This is a genomic window from Streptomyces lydicus, assembly GCF_000717345.1.
Taxonomy (GTDB): Bacteria; Actinomycetota; Actinomycetes; order Streptomycetales; family Streptomycetaceae; genus Streptomyces; species Streptomyces lydicus.
This window is the reverse complement of record NZ_JNZA01000041.1, coordinates 1-16188: the sequence shown is the minus strand read 5'-3', so window position 1 is coordinate 16188 and position 16188 is coordinate 1. Positions and strand designations below refer to the sequence as shown.

Annotated in this window: 14 protein-coding genes and 5 pseudogenes; 10 read left to right on the top strand and 9 right to left on the bottom strand. The window is 69.1% G+C overall.

Annotated features, from left to right (window positions below; translation table 11 throughout):
- Window positions 1–309: 309 nt before the first annotated feature.
- Together OO62_RS30640 and OO62_RS40975 are read left to right on the top strand one after the other, a co-directional pair.
- Complete coding sequence (locus OO62_RS30640; protein ID WP_033270915.1) at window positions 310–780, top strand: pyridoxamine 5'-phosphate oxidase family protein; 471 nt, start codon at window positions 310–312, stop codon at window positions 778–780.
- A 237-nt stretch (window positions 781–1017) separates the two neighbouring features.
- A complete protein-coding gene (locus OO62_RS40975) occupies window positions 1018–1158 on the top strand; it encodes a hypothetical protein (protein WP_228332353.1) in 141 nt (46 codons plus the stop codon).
- Window positions 1159–1466: 308 nt separating this feature from the next.
- Here the strand turns inward: OO62_RS40975 and OO62_RS41425 are convergent.
- A pseudogene (locus tag OO62_RS41425) lies at window positions 1467–1649 on the bottom strand (IS21-like element helper ATPase IstB); the annotation flags it as partial.
- A 530-nt stretch (window positions 1650–2179) separates the two neighbouring features.
- On the opposite strand from OO62_RS41425, the gene OO62_RS39185 reads away from it, so the two are divergent.
- From OO62_RS39185 to OO62_RS30615, 5 genes are read left to right on the top strand one after another with little or no spacing between them, the layout of a single operon-like run.
- On the top strand, window positions 2180–2290 hold the full coding sequence (locus OO62_RS39185; RefSeq protein ID WP_106974916.1) for a keywimysin-related RiPP: 111 nt from the start codon (window positions 2180–2182) through the stop codon (window positions 2288–2290).
- A 34-nt stretch (window positions 2291–2324) separates the two neighbouring features.
- Window positions 2325–4202, top strand: coding sequence for a lasso peptide isopeptide bond-forming cyclase (locus tag OO62_RS30630; RefSeq protein ID WP_033270914.1), 1878 nt, complete (start codon window positions 2325–2327; stop codon window positions 4200–4202).
- Window positions 4203–4241: 39 nt separating this feature from the next.
- The gene (locus tag OO62_RS30625) at window positions 4242–4496 is read left to right on the top strand and encodes a lasso peptide biosynthesis PqqD family chaperone (protein ID WP_033270913.1); all 255 of its coding nucleotides are present in this window, start codon (window positions 4242–4244) and stop codon (window positions 4494–4496) included.
- Window positions 4493–4927, top strand: coding sequence for a lasso peptide biosynthesis B2 protein (locus tag OO62_RS30620; protein WP_033270912.1), 435 nt, complete (start codon window positions 4493–4495; stop codon window positions 4925–4927). Before OO62_RS30625 ends, OO62_RS30620 begins: the two co-directional genes overlap by 4 nt.
- Complete coding sequence (locus tag OO62_RS30615) at window positions 4924–6801, top strand: ABC transporter ATP-binding protein (RefSeq protein ID WP_078617438.1); 1878 nt, start codon at window positions 4924–4926, stop codon at window positions 6799–6801. The genes OO62_RS30620 and OO62_RS30615 overlap by 4 nt, the downstream gene beginning before the upstream one ends.
- Window positions 6802–6924: 123 nt before the next feature.
- Here the strand turns inward: OO62_RS30615 and OO62_RS41420 are convergent.
- Window positions 6925–7110 (bottom strand): annotated as a pseudogene (locus OO62_RS41420) (allophanate hydrolase subunit 2 family protein); the annotation flags it as partial.
- 363 nt (window positions 7111–7473) lie between these two features.
- Between OO62_RS41420 and OO62_RS30610 the strand changes: the two are divergent.
- A complete protein-coding gene (locus OO62_RS30610) occupies window positions 7474–8397 on the top strand; it encodes an SDR family oxidoreductase (RefSeq protein WP_033270911.1) in 924 nt (307 codons plus the stop codon).
- Window positions 8398–8541: 144 nt separating this feature from the next.
- Here the strand turns inward: OO62_RS30610 and OO62_RS30605 are convergent, their stop codons facing one another.
- Together OO62_RS30605 and OO62_RS30600 are read right to left on the bottom strand one after the other, a co-directional pair.
- A complete protein-coding gene (locus tag OO62_RS30605; RefSeq protein ID WP_033270910.1) occupies window positions 8542–8979 on the bottom strand; it encodes an SRPBCC family protein in 438 nt (145 codons plus the stop codon).
- Between the two features lie 71 nt (window positions 8980–9050).
- Window positions 9051–9827, bottom strand: a complete 777-nt coding sequence (locus OO62_RS30600) for an SDR family oxidoreductase (protein ID WP_033270909.1) — start codon at window positions 9825–9827, stop codon at window positions 9051–9053.
- 273 nt (window positions 9828–10100) lie between these two features.
- Between OO62_RS30600 and OO62_RS30595 the strand changes: the two genes are divergently transcribed.
- The gene (locus OO62_RS30595; protein WP_051733739.1) at window positions 10101–10733 is read left to right on the top strand and encodes a TetR/AcrR family transcriptional regulator; all 633 of its coding nucleotides are present in this window, start codon (window positions 10101–10103) and stop codon (window positions 10731–10733) included.
- 2 nt (window positions 10734–10735) lie between these two features.
- Here the strand turns inward: OO62_RS30595 and OO62_RS40965 are convergent.
- The 4 genes and pseudogenes from OO62_RS40965 to OO62_RS30580 all read right to left on the bottom strand — a co-directional run.
- Window positions 10736–10949: pseudogene (locus OO62_RS40965) on the bottom strand (IS5/IS1182 family transposase); the annotation flags it as partial.
- 191 nt (window positions 10950–11140) lie between these two features.
- Window positions 11141–11281, bottom strand: a pseudogene (locus OO62_RS38430) (flavin reductase family protein); the annotation flags it as partial.
- A gap of 779 nt (window positions 11282–12060) precedes the next feature.
- On the bottom strand, window positions 12061–12579 hold the full coding sequence (locus tag OO62_RS30585) for an RICIN domain-containing protein (RefSeq protein WP_033270907.1): 519 nt from the start codon (window positions 12577–12579) through the stop codon (window positions 12061–12063).
- Between the two features lie 755 nt (window positions 12580–13334).
- Entirely contained in the window at window positions 13335–14345 is a 1011-nt protein-coding gene (locus OO62_RS30580; protein ID WP_206738452.1) for an NADP-dependent oxidoreductase, read from the bottom strand.
- Window positions 14346–14456: 111 nt separating this feature from the next.
- Between OO62_RS30580 and OO62_RS30575 the strand changes: the two genes are divergently transcribed.
- Window positions 14457–15053, top strand: a complete 597-nt coding sequence (locus OO62_RS30575) for a TetR/AcrR family transcriptional regulator (RefSeq protein WP_033270906.1) — start codon at window positions 14457–14459, stop codon at window positions 15051–15053.
- A 396-nt stretch (window positions 15054–15449) separates the two neighbouring features.
- On the opposite strand, the pseudogene OO62_RS38420 reads toward OO62_RS30575, so the two are convergent.
- A pseudogene (locus OO62_RS38420) lies at window positions 15450–15607 on the bottom strand (IS5/IS1182 family transposase); the annotation flags it as partial.
- Window positions 15608–16188: the final 581 nt, after the last annotated feature.

Genomic DNA, 16188 nt, shown 5'->3' with positions numbered 1-16188 from the left:
GACCCCCACTGTGGAGGAACTGGCTCGAGAACAGGGCCCAACTGCGGTCAGCTGCTCCGTCATGGCGCGTCAGCTCGAAGGAGATAACCCTCCTGTACTCACTGTGGTGCGTGGCACTTGGCGTCCTGAGTGGAAGTGCTGCGGTAGCCGCGAGCAGGCGTTAGGGCGTGTATCGACGGTCCCGCCCGGCACGCCCGCTGCTGCGTTGTCGGACTGTTTGACTACGCCGAGTACGAGGACAACCCTCCGCCTTGCGACCTAGTTCCGCCGCCGGAGGTGACCGAGCGGCTCACGCCGTAGCCTCCCAATATGACGGCAAATGACGCTCACCCCAGCAACCCCCGTAGCCCGGAGCAGCGCAAGCGCGAGGCGCTGGAACGGCTGTCGCGGGACAACGACGTCTGGGTCGCCACGGCCGACGCCACCGGCGAGCCGTGTCTCGTTCCACTGGCCTTCTGGTGGGATGGCAAGGAGGTGTGGCTGTCCACCCGCGACACCAACCCGACCGGGCGCAACCTGTGTGCGTCGGGCCTGGTCCGGCTCTGCTTCGGCCATACCCGGGACGTGATCCTGGTCCATGGCACCGCGCGCATGCTGACCCGCGAGGAGCTTCCGGCCGAGGTGGGTGACGCCTTCGCCGCCAAGGATGGCTGGGACCCTCGCAAGGACCACCCCTCGTACGTCTTCTTCCAGGTCACTCCGCAGGTGCTGCAGGCATGGGGCACGGTTCCCGAGATGCCCGGACGGACCCTGATGCGCGACGGGAAGTGGCTGGTCTAAGAGGGGCTGACAGAAAGGGATCGTTGGGCCATCTCCCCTTTCGCGGCGTCTCGTTGAACAAGCCGTCCCGCTTGATCCCGCCTCCTGGACCGTGCTGGAACGCTGCTGAACCACCGCGCGGAGTGGCCGACGGCCAACCCGCATGTGATGGTCACCAAAGGAACCAAGGCCGGGCGAAGCCCGGCCTCAACTGCCCATCTTTCCCAAGTCCTTGACGACTGCGGATACCCGCCCCGGATGATCCGCAGCACCCGCCTCGCCGACCTGGTGAACACCACGGCCCCCAAGCTCATCGCCGCCGCCTTCGGCATGGACCCGCAGGCCACCCTCATCTGCCTTGCTGACCAGGCCGCCCCGGGATGCCTGCCCGATACGTAGCCAGCGCGAAAAAAATCGGTGTTCGCAACAGTATTCGATATGCAGAATCAGCAGAATGCCGCGTTTCTTGTGTGACCACTGTCGATCCCCCCTGACCGGACCGGTCGCCAAGGTAAAAGTGCCGCTACCCGTCCCGATGTCAGAGATCCCGGGTGTCCGGACACGTCCGGCCCGTATGCCCCGCGGCACCTATGCCCTGAACCTTCGACGGAGCCGAGGTCGCCACCCGGCAAGCGGACTGTTACACCCAGAACCAGGTGACCTTGGATCCGTCTGCGGTCTGCCTTTCCTTCTCCGACGACTGATTGCCGGGCCCGGCAAGGCCGAACCCGTTGACCTTCGGTGCCGCTTGGCACAGGTTCGCCGGAGCGTGTGCGCTTGCCGAACGACTCGTTGGAGGCGATGGCGGCGCCGTTCTTCTCCTCGCGCTCGGTCAGGACCTGGAAGAGGAGTACGGCGCCGCGGCGGGCGAGTTTCAGGTAGCCAAGCTCTTTCCGGAAACGACTCAACTCACGCTGCGGGGGCCGGCCTTGGCCGAAACTTCCGGGCGTTGAGGTCATCTCTGCCCCGTCTGGGCCCTCGAGTCGCCTTGGCCCAGAGAGAACGGCACCCGTGCCTGTCGGCCACTGTTTCGCGGTGCCGATCGAGGCAGGGCGCGGTCGGCGGCGCACTTTGGGCTACCGCGCGCCCTCCCTCCGACCGGATCGAGGGTCGGGTTCCGGAAGCACAGTTCAAAACGTTTCGTTGCCGCGGAATTTACTCGCCGGCTTTGATTCACTTTTTACGAAGCGATGGACAGGGCGGTTCGATGCATCGACCATCTTGCAGTTAAGCCGAAAATCGCACTTTCCTTTCGGGGGTTGCAGAGGGCCGTGGGCCTGCAACTAGCTTCGTCTGCGAACGCCCCACCTCCTCGTTCCGGGCTCCCGACGGGTCCGGACACCGGGACGGCCGTGGGCCGGCGTGCCCGGTTCACCGTCGCATCAGGGAGGCGGTCGCAACCAACGGCGGAGGAGACGTCATGAAGAAGGCTTACGAAGCACCTACCCTCGTCCGGCTGGGGACGTTCCGGAAGAAGACCGGACTCCTCAACAGCTCCGGAAACGACCGTCTGATCCTGAGCAAGAACTGACCGCGGTCGGCTGACGGATCGTTGCATCGAATCCATGGCTGATTCGCACCAGAGCAAGGGACCGGGCCCCGGCGACGCGCATTTCGCGGTCTTTCCCGACCGCGCGGATGCGGCCGCCGTGGCCCGCTCCTGCTCCTTCTCCCGTCCAGGAACGCGCATCCTGACGCATGACTCGGGCCGGCCCTGGCTGGTCGGTCACTGGAATGACGACGAGATCGTCACCGCACGAGCCGGCCGGGCGGCACTCACCGTCGTCGGATGCTGTCCGATCGATTCCGCCGAACTCCGAAGGCACGCAAGCAAGTTGACGGACCTTGTCCAGCTGGACCAACTGGCGCGCACACTGCCCGGGAGCTTCCATCTCGTCGGCGCGCTCGACGGGCAGCTCAGGGTGCAGGGCACGGCGTCGGGTCTCCGGCTGGTGTTCCACGCCGCCGTCGACGGCGTCCAGGTCACCGCTACCAGCGCGGACGTCCTCGCGGACGCGCTCGGCGCCGGTCCGGACGCGGCACAGCTGGCCGTTCGGCTGTTGTGGCCGGTTCCCCATCCGTTGTTCGAGGCGCCGATGTTTCCGGGGGTCACGGCCGTATCGCCACAGGACGCGTTGATCGTCGCGGCGGACGGGCGGACCGTGCGGCGGTCCCGCTGGTGGACGCCGCCCGAGCCCACGCGCTCGCTCGCCGACGGCGCACCCGTCGTGCGGGAAGCGCTGGCCGCGGCCGTGGACGCCCGCACCCAGCAGGGTGGCGTGGTCAGTTGCGACCTTTCCGGCGGGCTGGACTCCACCTCCATCTGTTTCCTGGCCGCACGGTCGTCGGCCCGGGTGGTGGCCAGTACCTGGCCCGGACGCGACCCCGCAGACACCGACCTGCACTGGGCGGAACGGGCCGCCGGCTTCCTCCCCGACCTCGAACACGTCGTCTGGGACGCCGACGACTCACCGCTGGTCTACACCGACCTGCTCGACATCGACGATCTGCTGGACGAACCGACCATCGGCGTGATGGACCGGTCCCGGGTACTGCACCACCTGCCGGGGCTGGCCGAACGGGGCAGCCGGCTGCATCTGACCGGTATCGGCGGCGACCACGTGGCGTGGTGCTCCGAGGCTTACTACCACCGGTTGCTGCGGACACGTCCGCTCTTCGCCCTGCGCCAGCTGCGCGGGTTCCGGGCCCTGTGGGAGTGGCCGCTCGGCGGCACGGTACGGGCACTGGCCGATTCCCGGCCGTACGGCAGGTGGCTGGCCGACGCCGGCAGCCGGCTGCGTGCCCCCCAACCGCCGTCCGTGGCCAGCAGTCTGGGGTGGGGCATGGCACCCCGGCTGTTCGACTGGGTGAGTCCGGACGCGGAACGGATGGCCGGGGAGGCGTTGCGCGCGGCGGCCGGGCAGGCCACGCCCCTGCACCGGGACCGTGGGCTGCACACCGACCTGGAACAGATCCGTTCCTGCACCCGCATCATCCGGCAATGGGACCGGATGGCCGCACGGTCCGGGGTTCCCATGGCGTCGCCCTTCTTCGACGACCGGGTGATCGAGGCATGCCTCGCCGTCCGCCCCGACGAGCGCGTGACGCCCTGGCGCTACAAACCCCTGCTGGCCGCCGCCATGCAGGGCGTCGTGCCCGAGGTGTGCCTGCGCCGCGGCAACAAGGCCGAGGCATCGATGGACGCCTCGAACGGGCTGCGGGAACACCGCGGCGACCTGATGGCGCTCTGGGAGGACTCCCGACTGGAACAGCTCGGTCTGGTGGACGGCGACGCGCTGCGGCAGTTGGCCCGGCGCCCCTCCGCGCCCGGACTGCGTGACGCGATCCTGTACTCGACCATCGCCTGCGAAGTCTGGCTGCGCGGTCTCGCCCGTACCACCGGACCACGCGCCCTCAACGACGCGGTCTCGCCCGCCTCTTAGGACACCTTCTCACCGCGCCACGACGGAAAGGATCTCACCATGGCACTGCGGTTCGGCGCCGATGTCTCCACGGCGGAGACCGACTACGGCACAGTACTTCTCGACGAGCGCAGCGGGGACTACTGGGAGCTCAACCCCACCGGCACGCTGGTGATCAAGACCCTGCTGGACGGCGGCGATGCAGGGGACGCCGTCGACGCACTCGTCGCGCGGTTCGACATCGACCGGGCACAGGCGGCTCAGGACGTCGCGACCCTGGTGCAGGAACTGCGGGCGTCCGGGCTGGCCGCGTGACGACCCCGAGCGCACTGGACCGGCCGGTCGGCGTCCCCTTCACCCGACGGCTGGCCGCCCGCACCGTCCTGCTGCCTGCCCTGGCCCTGGCCCTCCTGCCGCCGCGCCGGCTCCGGGCGGTCCTCGCCCTCGTCCGCCGCGGCGCAGCTCCGGCCTCCACCGCCCAGGCCGCGGCGGCGCGGGACGCGATGTGTGCGGCGAGCCTGCGGTGCGCCGGCCCCCGCGGCTGTCTGCCGCGCTCGCTGGGTGCCGCCCTGCTCTGCCGACTGCGCGGAACCTGGCCCACGTGGTGCACCGGAGTGCGGGTGGTGCCCCCGTTCACCGCGCACGCCTGGATCGAGGCGGAGGGCCGCCCGGTGGCCGAAGGGGTACCGGACGGCTACTTCACCCGCCTCATGGCCGTCCCGCCGGTGAGCCGGACGGACGCATGACCGGAACCAGCGGGGCGGTCACCAGCGGAGAGGTACCGGCCCCGCCCCCGCCCGGCAGCGGCCGGTCCACGCGGGCCGCGGTGGTCACCCTGTTCCGGCTCACCGCGGGCCACCGGTCCTCGATCGCCGTCGCGACCGCACTCACCATGGTCGGCTCCGGAATCGGGCTGGCCCAGCCGCTCGTCGCGAAGCACATCGTGGACGGCAGCGGCCAAGGGGCCGTCCCCTGGCCGCTGTTGCTGCTGCTCACCGCGCTCTTCGGGACCGAAGCCGCGACCGGCGCGGTGGGACGCTTCCTGCTGGAACGCACCGGGGAGGGCGTGGTGCGCGGACTGCGCCACGGCCTGGTGGCACGGCTGCTGCGGCTGGAGATGAGGGAGTACGACCGGCACCGCAGCGGTGATCTGATCTCCCGGGTCACCGCCGACACCACCCTGCTGCGGGAGGTGGTGGCCCAGGCTCTGTCGGACCTGGTGTCCGGTGCCCTCGTCGGGACGGGCGCACTCGTGCTCATGGGGTGGCTCGACCCGTTGTTGCTGCTCCTGGTCGCCGTGACCATCGCCGCCGCGTCGGGCGTGGTGGCCTCGCTGTTGAGGGGCATCCGGGCGGCCTCGGAGCGCATGCAGGACTCCGTCGGCGCGATCTGCGCCGACCTGGAACGGGCACTCGGCGCCCTGCCGATGGTGCGGGTGCACCGGGCCGAGGACCGCGAGGCGCGGCGCATCGGGGAGCGGGTCGAATCGGCGTACCGCGCGGGCGTGCGGACCGCGAAACTGGCGTCGATGATGAGCCCGGCGGTCGAACTCGCCGTCCAGGGTTCGTTCCTGCTCGTCCTGGTCATCGGCGGTCTGCGGGTGAACGACCGGGCCAACTCGCTCGGCGACCTGGTCGCCTTTCTCCTGTACGCGTCCTATCTGGTCCTGCCGCTGTCCTCGGCGTTCCGGGCGGTCGGCCAGATCCAACGTGGCATGGGGGCCTACCAGCGGATCGAGCAAGTGCTGACCCTGCCCGTGGAACCCGTTGAGCGGGAGGAGACGGCCGTGGATGAGCGTGCCTCCCGGCGGTCGGAGCGATCCGGGAGCGACGCGGCGCCCGCGCTCGTCCTGCGTGACGTCTACTTCGGCTACGACCCGCACCGCCCGGTGCTGCGCGGGGTCTCCTTCGACGTCCCGCACCGCCGGCAGGTCGCCCTGGTCGGCCGGTCGGGGGCAGGCAAGAGCACGCTCTTCGCGCTGGTGGCCAGGTTCTACGAACCGGACGCCGGGACCCTGCTGTTCGACGGCCGGCCCGCCCCGGGCCTCGGCCGCGCCGAGTGCCGGGCCCGTATCGCCGTCGTCGACCAGAACACCCACGTCGTGCACGGGACCCTGCGGGACAACCTCACCTACGCCGTCCCCGGTGCCGACGACGACGAGGTGCGGCGGGTCGTCGAACTCACCCAGTTGGAGGAAGTGGTGGCACGGCTGCCCGGAGGGCTGTCCGGCGTGCTCGGTGAACGCGGCAACACCCTGTCGGGCGGTGAACGGCAACGGGTCGCCCTGGCCCGTGCCCTGCTCGCGCGGCCGTCACTGCTCCTGCTAGACGAGCCGACCGCGCACCTGGACGCCCTCAACGAGGCCGCGCTGACCCGGGTGATGAAGGACGTCGCCCAGGAGTGCGCGGTGCTGGTGATCGCGCACCGGCTCTCCACGGTGCAGCATGCCGACCGGATCGTGGTGCTCGAAGACGGCCGTACCGCTGCCGCCGGGTACCACGAGGAGCTGCTCACCACCAGCCCTGTCTACCGCCGCCTGGCCGCCGGCCAGATACTGCGCGCGACCGGCGCGACGCCGCCCGCCGTGGCCGTACCCCCCGCCCCGCCCGGCCCGCGGTGACGGCATGGGGGTGCGGCTTCGCGCGCCCCACACCGATGGCGCGCGGCCGGGGCCAGGACGTCGCGGACGGGCGCGCCCGCGGGTTCCGGTGGCGCGGCGGCTCGGCGAAGTCCGGAAGCGTACGGTCTGGCCGGGGCGGAGTTGGGCGGCCTGGTCGAGGTCGGCCTCGTGCACCCACGCGATGACGGGGTAGCCGCCGGTCATGCGCGTCCCCCGGCCTTCCCGGACAGCCCGCCCATCGGTGACCGGGCCCGCCCCTGCTGCCGGGTAGGGAGGTGACCTCCCGTTTGTTCGGGTTGGCCAGCTCATCGAACCGGTCCGCCACGTCCGGCTCACGGCGCCCTTCACTCGCTGCCCGCCCCTTGCGTATCTCGGCCCCCGCGCGGTGAGCCCGGCGCAGCCCCACCGGCTTGCGTCTCGCACTGCTTCCGGGCCGCGCGAGTTCGCGGATGACCGTCCCACTCTGCAGCGCTGCTGTGCAGAGACGGCGGCCGCCCAGCCCGGTGGCCCGTTCCTGGCCTTCCGTCACCCCCTGAGCGCTGTGCCGTCGACCCCTGGAAATCAGGCGGTATGGCCTCGCCATCACTCTCCAGCAGGGCGGACAAAAGGGCTTTTTCCGGGTATGCCGACAGGGGTGCCGCCGTCGGTGGCCGACGAGGAACGAGGACGAACATGCGTGACATCGGCACTGCCAGCGGGCCCGGCTCCTCTCCCGGTACACCCCTGCGGGGGCGGGTCGCGGTCGTGACCGGCGCCGCCCGCGGCGTCGGTGAAGCCCTGGCGCGGCGCCTGTCCGACGCGGGAATGCTCGTCGCGCTGCTCGGGCGCGAGGAGGAGACCCTGTCCCGGGTCGCCGCCTCCTTGCCGAACCGAAGCGCCTGTGTCGAGGCCGATGTCACCGACCGCACCGCACTCGAGGACGCTGCCCGACAGGTGGGCAGCGAACTGGGTCCGGCCAGCGTGGTCGTGGCCAACGCCGGCATCGCCGTCGGCGGCCCGTTCATCCGCACCGCGGCCGACCTATGGCAGCGGGTCGTCGAGGTCAACCTCGTCGGATCCGCCAACACCGCCCGAGCCTTCCTCCCGCAGCTCAACGAGACCCGCGGCTACTTCCTCCAGATCGCCTCCACGGCCGCCTTCGGCTCCGCACCCATGATGAGCGCCTACTGCGCTTCCAAAGCCGGCGCGGAATCCTTCGCCCAGGCACTACGCGGCGAGGTCGAGCCCGACGGGATCACCGTCGGCATCGCCTATCTCCACTGGACCGGTACTGCCATGGTCGCCGGCATCGACGACCATCCCGTCCTGCAGGCCCTGCGGCGGAACCAGCCCCGCTTCGCGCGCCGGGTCCACTCCCCCGCCCAGGTGGCCGACTGGCTCGCCACCGGCATCGCCCACCGCGCCCACCACATCTACGCACCGCCGTGGCTGCGCTGGTGCCAGCCTCTGCGGCCGCTCTTCCCCGCACTCGTCGCCCGGATCACCCGGCGTGAACTGCGGACCCGTTCCCGCACCGAGCTGGCAGCCGACGTCAGCGTCCTGGGCGCCGGCGGTCTCGCCGACTGGAACTCCTACCTGTCCCGCAAACGCCACTGAGGCCCACCGACGTTCCGCCGTACCGAGCACCTTGCTAACGGGGGGGAGTCGGACCGGCCGGTGGTCGGGCCGTACTCGCCCAGCGCGCGCCGGGCGGCATCGCCGCCGCCCAGTGCTGCTGCGAATCCAGTTGCGACGCAATGCCTAGCCGGGCAGGGCGAAGCGTTCTTTGAGGGTGTCCAGGCCGGCGGCGTAGATGTTGTCGCCGAAGTGCTTCTCGATCTCGGAGACCAGTTCGTCGGCGGCCTCGTATGTCGCGGCCCAGCGGATCTCGGCGCCTGCGTCGTGCGGGTGCACGGACAGCGTGGAGACGTAGTCAGAGACGGGGACGGCAGATTCATGGATGGTGTAACGGAGCATCCGGCGCGAGTCGTCCTTCTCCAGGAGCCGCTCCCTGATGACCACTTGGCCGTTGACGGAGAACGCCTGTATCGCTCCGGACGTCTCGGGATCGGCGCCGTCCTCGATCACCGACGGCGGCAGCAGGGGGTGCCAGTCGGCGAGGCCGCCGAACTTGCCGATGACCTGCCAGACGTCATCGGGGGCAGCGGTGACGACGGTGGTGCGGATGAGCGTGTGCATGGATGGCCCTCCGATGACTGCGGACTGCGATGACTGCGGGTTGTCTCTGATCGGCCGCTTCCCTGGACGGTTCACCACGTGCCGTCGCCGCGCAGTACGGCGTCGGCGCCGCCGTCGATGAAGACGACCTGGCCGGTGACCAGTTCGTTCTCGGGAGAGGTGAGCCAGGTCAGGAGGGGAGCGATCTGTGCCGGCTGGGCGTGTCCGTGGAGCGGCATGGGGACGGTCTCGTCGACGATCTTGCGTACGTCGGGGCTGGCCAGCATGGGTTCAGTCATGGGGGTGATGACCGTTCCGGGGGCGATCGCGTTGAGAGGGATGCCGGCGCCCGCCCAGTCTGCGGTCACGGCGGTGCGGCGTATCCATCGGGCGATGGCGGCCTTGGTCGAGCCGTAGATCGCATAGCCCTCGCCCCGATCGACGGCTGCCTGGGCGGCGGCCAGCGCCGCTTCCTCGTCACCGGCGAGCGCCGCGTCGGCGATGGCCGTGTCGTGAGGGTGGACGGAGGCGACCGAGGCGATGACGACAGCGCGCGGGTCCGTACCGGCGGCAAGCAGGGGGCGCAGCCCTTCCAAGGTGGCGACCGCGCCGAAGTAGTTGACGCTGACGGCGCGCGGGTCAAAACCTGCGAGGCCGGCACCCGCGATCACGGCGTCGAGCCGTCCACCGCTCAACTCGCCTGCGCGCCGGACCAGTTGCGCCCGGCCATCGGGGGTAGCGAGGTCCGCGACGATATCGGCGTCCATGAGGTCGGCGCCGATGACCGTGTTCCCCTGCTCCTTGAGCCGGGTGGCCGTGGCCTTGCCGATGCCGGAGGCGGCTCCGGTGATGAGGTAAGTGCGGGACATGGTCGGCTCCTTCGCTGACGCTGTACGTTCACCGGTCACTGATCACCGCGCGTCGGCCGTTGGCGGTACGCCGCCGACCGCCGACCACCGCGCGGCACCACCGGCGCACAGGCAGGCAGGGGCAGCGCGACAGCACGGGACAGCGGATGGATCGACCACTGGTCGACCCGCTCCCGATCAGTCTCTGATCAACCTACGCTTTTATGGCACGACATGCCACAAATTCCGTCTGTGACAATAAGGGCCGAGGTGAAGCACGGCAAGGAGCACACAATGACGGCAGCGCGGGGCCGCCCGTCCCTGACGGAACAGCGGCGCCTTCAGACTCGGCTGGAGATCGCGGAGGCCGCGGCGGCCCTGTTCGCCGACCGCGGTTATGACACGACGACGGTCGAGGACATCGCCTCGGCCGCGGGCATCTCCCTGCGCACCTTCTACCGCTACTGCCCGGCGAAGGAGGACGCCCTCACCCCCCTCTTCGCCTCCAGCGTCGGCCAACTCGTGGACGTCCTCGCGGAACATCCGACCGAAGAACCGCTCAGTGCCGCCGTCGAAGCATCCTTCGGGACGGAGACGGCCGGGCGGCGCTTGGAGGACACCGCCCGGGCCCGTCGGCTGGTCCGGGTCCTGGGGACCGTCCCCGTCCTGAAGATGCGCTGGCTCGCCGCGGGGCGGGAGATGCAGGAACGGCTCGCTCCCGCGTTGGCATCCCGTATGGACGCCCCTCTCGACAGTCTCGAAGTGCGTCTGCTGACCACCGCGGTGCTGGATGCGTTCACCGTCACCATGGAGCACTGGGCCTGGCAGGACGAGCCCGAGGAACTCATCGATCTGATGCGCCGCGCGCTGGCGTTCCTGCGGCTCGACGAACTCCGGGCGAAGCCCTGGCCCCCCGTCGACGAGTAGTCAGCGCCGCCCATGCCGTCGCGCACTTGCCGTCTGATGTAAAGGCGGCGTGGTCCGTGGAGACGGGCGAGGGCCGACTCAGCGACCCGGCGGACGCGCCCACGCGCCCGAGCGTTGGGCTTGTCCCCGGCGAGCGATCTTCGGTGCGATGCTCCCCTCCCGCAGGCGCCGGCGACAGACGTCGGACTCGTAGCCGCGGTCGGCGTAGAGAGTCCGGCGTCACTGTCTGATTGGGAGTACGAGCGGTTACGGGAGGGCCTGATCGCTAACTGCTGCCGGGCGGCTGCACCACAGCAGCCGGAGAACCTCCTGTGGGTGGCGCACGGAGGAGCACGGCTCCCTGCCAGTTCGTTGCCGGAACGCTCTGACCTGCGCTAACGTCCTCCGGACCGATACCACTTTCCTCGGAACTTCGCAGGGGCGAGATTGTGCGTTCCGTCCGCCGAGGTGGTGGACACCCAGGCGATCGGCCGAGGAACCACGGTGGCGGTCAGCAGCCGGTAGAAGTCGTTGCGGGACATGACGGCGGGATCAAAGTCAGTGCGCATGTGGATCAGCATCCAGGAGAGCGACCACGATCCGTACAGCGGATCCACGGCACCAACCGGCCCCTGACTTCAACAGAAGTGCCCGATATCGGACCCGCCGATCGCCAGGAGCCGACACTGGAAACAGCAGCCGCCAGCGCGCCCGGGAAGACCTCGACATCCCCGCGGAGGACAGGTCCCCCGGCTTCGGCCTCGAAGCCGACATGGAGCGCCAGCTCGACTCCTGCCCGACCTGCACCATCAGTTGTACCCACCACGCGGCCAGCAGCGCCTTGAGTAATTCTTCCAACACCACCGTTGCAGGCAGTGGCCCCCCACGGGCTTCCCCACGCCGCACAGCCGCGGACGCTTCCGCAGTCCGCTGGCTGCACGGAAGGATCATGCCCATGAGGATTCTGGTCATGGGCGGGACGTGGTTCCCTCGGAGGAGGCATCCACGAAATCGACGTTCCCCCCGGCATGAAACAGCCCGGTGATGCCCCGCCGCTATCCGGCCATGGGTTCCCAAGTTCGAGGCTTGGCAATGAGGCACAGCACCACTTCATGTAAGACACCTGCGGTGGGAAGTGCGGCACCCGCTGAGGTCGGGCTTCTCAGTGGGCCGAGGCCATGACCGCACCGTGCGCACCGTTTCAGCTTCGCTCGCTCTGCTCGATCTCCACACCCACATCGTCCAGACGAGTTGTTCGTCGACACGACACGCCCCCTTCATCGATGCATCGATGCGACACGGCCGTGCGCGCCAGCAACCGCGAGCACGGCCGTGGCCAGCTGATGTGTTAGCCGACGAAGGTGAACCGCTGGTAGGACAGTCCGTTGTACCCGAAGGCGCGCAGGCCGAAGTCCAGGCTGTCGTCCATCACGCGGCCTGTGTTCTGGTTTTTGAGCGTCTTCGTGCCGTCGGACTGGTAGATGATCGACCACCGCTGGTACGCCGAGTAGTTGCAGCCGAAGGCGCGTAGGCCGTAGTCGGTGCTGTCGTCGATGCAGCGGCCGGTGTTCTGGTTCTGGATGACCCAGGTGCCGTCGGACTGCGGATACCAGTTGAAGTTCTGGTAGTTGAGCCCGTTACAGGTGAAGGCGCGCAGGCCGGCTCCCCATGAGTCGTCCACGCAGCGGCCGGTGCTCTGGTTCTTGAGGGCGTAGTAGTAGATCTGGCCGTTGGCGATGGCGGGGCCCTTGGGCCTGGGTGTGACGGCGTGTGCGGCCGTGGTGCCGGTCAGCAGCAGCGCGGCAGTGACACAGGCGGCTGCCGCCGGTCTCGCAACGCGGGTGGCGAGGGTGGTACGCAGGCTCATGATGGTCCTCCCGTTGTGGTGGCCCGCCTGTCCAAAGGGCAGGCGAGTAGGCGCCGCGGCCGTGCGCTGTGGGGCGGGGTCATCAACCCGGCCGCGCATGCCTCGCACACGCTATGGGTCGGACATGAACACTTCAATCCGGTCTGCGATGTACTATCCGGTATGGCCGGTTCCGTGTGGTCTGACCGTCCCAGGCACATGCCAATGACGCACTGTCCTCGCCGCCGTTTTCCGAGCCAGTGGCAGACGCGTTGTGCCAGCAGTGCGTGAACCGTGGCGTGTCTGGCCCGGATACGGTCGGCGAACCGGTGACCGGTTGGCCACGGCGAGCCGGCAGCGTCCTCGGGCGGTGTGGGTTCGGGGGCAGTCCGGGGAGCTGGTTCAGGCACCAGGACTCGCAGGCACCCGCGGTGCTGGGCGACGCTCCGCTCGGCGGCTTCGCCCAGGTTGTGCCACAAATGCCACCTGTCTGCGACTTGGACCGCTTGGGGCGCTCCGGTGGCGGCGCCCTTCCGCGACGAACGGCGCGCGCGCCGGAACGATGCGGTGAGCGGGAACACCTTCATCAAGTCCGGCCAATACGCCATGTTCAGCGAGTGGGGTCGGCTGGAGGAGGGGGAGAGTTGTGGTCGCGGCAACGTCTTCAGGAGCCCCAAGCGCCCCGTCCATCTGTCCCGCTCGGCCTCGCAGGGACGCCCGCTGCCCGTCGGCACCCCGAGGACAAACGCCGGGCGCGTTGGTGAAACGGTATGTTCCTAAGCGACCGTGAGAACGATCTTGCCCTGGATGTGCCCCCGGGCGGCGCGCTCGTGCGCTGCTTGGGCGTCCGCGAGCGCGAACGTGCTGTCGATCGCGACGCGCACCGTGCCCGCGTCGAGCAGGCGTCCAAGTTCTGCGAGCTGAGCCCCATTCGAGCGGACCTGAGTGCCCGTGACCGTGACGCCCAGTTCGGCGGTCTCTTCTTCGTCGAACTCGCCGAAGAATACGGGGAACTGGGAGCCGCCGCGCTTGAGCGTGCGGAGGAAGCGATTGCTGTGGGGGCCGCCGACGGTGTCGAGAACGAGGTCGACGTCGCGTACAAGTTCCTCAGGGCGACTCTTGGTGTAGTCGATGAACTCGTCGGCACCGAGCTTGCTCAGGAACGATTCATGCGCGCCCGATGCCACAGCGATGACACGTGCACCCTTCCACTTCGCCAGCTGGAGCGCGAGGTGGCCGACCCCACCCGCGGCCCCGTTGATGAGCACCGTCACGTTGGCGTCGAGTGGCACCGGACGATGCTTCGCAGCCTGGAAGGGCGACGGGTGATCGTGTCCGACCTCGATCAGGAACTGCCACGCGGTGAGCCCGGCCATGGGGGCCCCGGCGGCGTGCACGTGATCGATGCCGGCCGGCTTGAGTGCGAGGTCCGACGCAGGCGCGGCCACGTACTCGGCATATGTGCTGCCGTCGAAGCTGGGGAAGCGGAGCAGACCGAAGACTTCATCGCCAACGGAGAAGCCGTCCACATCCGCGGCGACGGCCTCGACGACGCCCGACAGGTCCGTACCCGGAATCACGGGCAAGTCGAACGTCGGCCTCGTCTCCGGAGGCAGGTTGGACATGCCGTCGCGCAGGTACCAGTCGGGGGGATTGATGCCGACCGCGTGCACGCGGACGAGCACCTCACCCGGTCCCGGCTCAGGAATCGGCACCTCGTCGTACCGCAGAACCTCAGGGCCGCCGTGCTCGTGGAGCCGGATCGCCCTCATCTTGTGTGTCGGCATCTTTTTCTCCTGCCCGCGCTGCGGGATACGCTTATCCGGATCAGCGATCCATATAAGTGGACCACTGATCCGAATATATGGACCACTGATCCGGATAGTCAAGAGGGGCAGATGCGGGCCGACGCCAGGAAGAACCGCGATCACCTGCTCGCAGTAGCGGGCGCCGCCATCACCGAGCAAGGCGTCGATGTGTCACTGCGCGACATCGCGCGCAGGGCCGATGTCGGGCTCGCGACGCTGTTGCGGCACTTCCCGACGCGCGAGGCGCTGCTGGAGGCCCTGCTTCGCACAAGCTTCGACGAACTGACGGCAAAGGCAGATGAGCTCGACGTCTCGACGAGCTCACCCGAAGTAGCTCTCGTTTCGTGGGTACGCGATTGCGTCGCGTGGACGACCGAGTATCGGGGCGTGACCGTGCTGATGGCAGCCGCCATCGAGGACGCCGACTCTGCACTCCACGCTTCGTGCGTCACGCTGCGCGCAGCCGGTGCGCGGCTTCTCACCCGTGCCCAGGTCGCAGGCATGGCGCGGAACGATATCGATGGCGACGATTTGTTTGCGCTGATCGCCATGCTCGCTTGGCTCGGCGATCAACCTTCGCTTGCGCCACGCGCCGATCATCTCTTTGACGTCGTCGCGAGCGCGATTCTGACGAGCGCAGGGAACAGCGTTACCGAGCGGGCAAGCTCCCCGCGGGCAGGGAGCTGAAATATCCACACAGGCGGCCGCGGATCCTACAGCGGATCCACGGCACCACCGAACCCCTGAGTTCGGCGGAAAGTGCCCGGTACCGGGAGCCACCGAGCACCAGGAGCCGACACCGTGCCCACAGCAGCAACCACTGTCTGGGAGGACTTCGAGGTCCCCGCCCATGCCCACGGCGGCCTCGAAGCCGGTGTCGACCGCCAACTCGAAGACGCCGAGGACACCACCCGTCGTGTCGCCCGCCGAAGCGATCAAGCCCCCTGCCGCCTCCACGATGGTCGCCGGCCTCCCTGCCCAGGGGGAACCGAACGCCTAACTGATCATTTCAGAATGAGGTTCGAAGGCGTCTCAAGCAGTTGATGGTGCAGGCGAGTTGGAGTGGGCCGAGGTGGAGGTCGACCGAGGCCAGACACCGGCCTCGGTCCAGTCCCGCAGCCGCCGCCAGCACGGTCATCCGCAGGCAACCGGCCCGTGTACCGCCGACGCCGCGGCGGACGAGGAGGAAGTAACGGAGCGATGCGTTCCCACAGGTCATCAGGCACAAGGTCATCCGACACCCCGGAAGACCTGCCGCCCGCCAACCCACAGCGCACGGGCCTGTCACGACTGTGACGCCGCTGCCGTGCTCGTCCCCGTACGGGAGCTCGGTGCCGGCAGCCCGGAAAACTGCCGTTATCGCAGTTCACCAGGTATGTGTTCGCCGTCAAGGGACCCGCAGCCGATCACCGTTCGATGGAGCAAGTCCCAAAGCCTGCACACAAGTTGCACACATCCCCTCTACAGGCGGGCCCCGATGCTCTAGATTGACCGTGCTCCGCAAGCGGACACGAGGCGAAAAATAGTGATCTATAGGTCCGGCGCTAGGGACAGCCAGCAGTAGCTTCCCCGGCGCCGGACGTGGTGGCGATCAATTCCTTGAGCCCGATAGGGGGCCTGGGGTGTGGGGAGCACCCAAGGTTTCGGCGGGTTTCCGCGTACCTCGAAAGACCGGCAGGACATGCGAGTCCGCCGCCGGGGTGGGGTGTTCACGTAGCGCTGCAACAGCGACATGTCATTCGCGGGGGGCGGAGGCCCCCTCAGGGGGAACAGCGCGGCGCGGGGGGCGGGGGCCTCCCGAGGAGCGGAACAGTGCGGGGGG